We start from the raw sequence: 1,154 nt of genomic DNA on the forward strand, positions 1-1,154 counted from the left end.
CCGGTGGTAAAAGCCGGGTCAGTTGCGGTTAAATCAGTCGATAATATGATATCACCTTTAGCAAAAGGTGTTGATGCGAATGAAAAGTTGCCTGTTGTTGGGAAAACAGAAGGGTATGAAAATCAGACCACTACTATTTCGATCGGGGCAGAAAATAATGCAACTGCTGTCCCATTAAAAATTCAATTATCTAATGAATCTCTTAAAGCCAGCGGGGTAAATTTAGATAAAGCAGAGGTAATCGCTAGAGTGGATATAAATGGTCAGGTTTATATTGATACCAATCAAAAAGGTCGAGCAGCTAATTTAGCTGATAAGAATACACCAACTTTAATTGCGGATAAGATTGCAGAGAAGCCACCTAGAAAAGATGGAGTACCATATCCAAATGCTAATATGGCAACAGCTCACGCAGAAATAGGTGCAATTCAGCAAGCATATAAACAAGGTGTGACTAAAGATAAAAATATCGTCATACATGTTCAGGGGAAAGATGTATGTACGTATTGTCGGCAAGATATTGCCTCTGCAGCAGAAAAATCAGAAGCAAGGTCAGTTACTATTCATGCGATTGATAATGATACAAAACTTCCAAAAGTTTATACTTGGGAGCGTGGACAAAGCTCAATAAGAGAGGTGACAAATGAAAAGTAATTTATTTTTTACCTGTGGTTTTCAAGGAGATAATAGTTGGATTGTTTTGTCAAATAGAAAATTAATGCACTCGATGGATATAAAAGAAATGTTATTAATGATAGAAAATATAAACAATAGAGAGGGGGGGGCTAGACTAGAAGTAATTCCTGAGCCGGATATAGGCTTATCAGAACTATCTGTTAGGTGTGATGGTGAAAAATATTTATTAACTTTAGCAGAATATTTAGATGATGGCGATTTAATTGTTAGAACAAAGTCTGATACCCCTTATAATCCTAATTTAGTTGTGTTTGATGGTGATGGTGAAATGTATCCATCTTCTGCGATTATCGATGACTTTGACTTTGTAATAAAAGTGTTCTCTATATTTTTAGAAACGGGTGATGTTCCTTATGACTTAATGGATATATAAATGAACAAAAACACCTACCGCCTAATCTTCAGCCAATCCCAACAACAATTTATTGTTGTATCGGAGTTGGCAAAATCTAAAACAC

Annotated in this window: 3 protein-coding genes; all 3 read left to right on the forward strand. The window is 35.7% G+C overall.

The annotated features are described in order from the left end of the window. Window positions 1–654 (forward strand): cytidine deaminase-like fold-containing protein (locus FHQ30_RS11825; protein WP_267963886.1); only part of this gene is annotated, 654 nt, incomplete at its 5' end. Further along, window positions 644–1,069 (forward strand): DUF6911 family protein, encoded by a 426-nt coding sequence (locus tag FHQ30_RS11830; protein WP_267963887.1) that lies wholly within the window; start codon window positions 644–646, stop codon window positions 1,067–1,069. The genes FHQ30_RS11825 and FHQ30_RS11830, both read left to right, overlap by 11 nt. Further along, window positions 1,070–1,154 (forward strand): ESPR domain-containing protein (locus FHQ30_RS11835; protein WP_139625175.1); only part of this gene is annotated, 85 nt, incomplete at its 3' end.

The organism is Testudinibacter sp. 'clade 2', assembly GCF_006227735.1.
In the GTDB taxonomy this organism is placed as follows: domain Bacteria; phylum Pseudomonadota; class Gammaproteobacteria; order Enterobacterales; family Pasteurellaceae; genus Chelonobacter.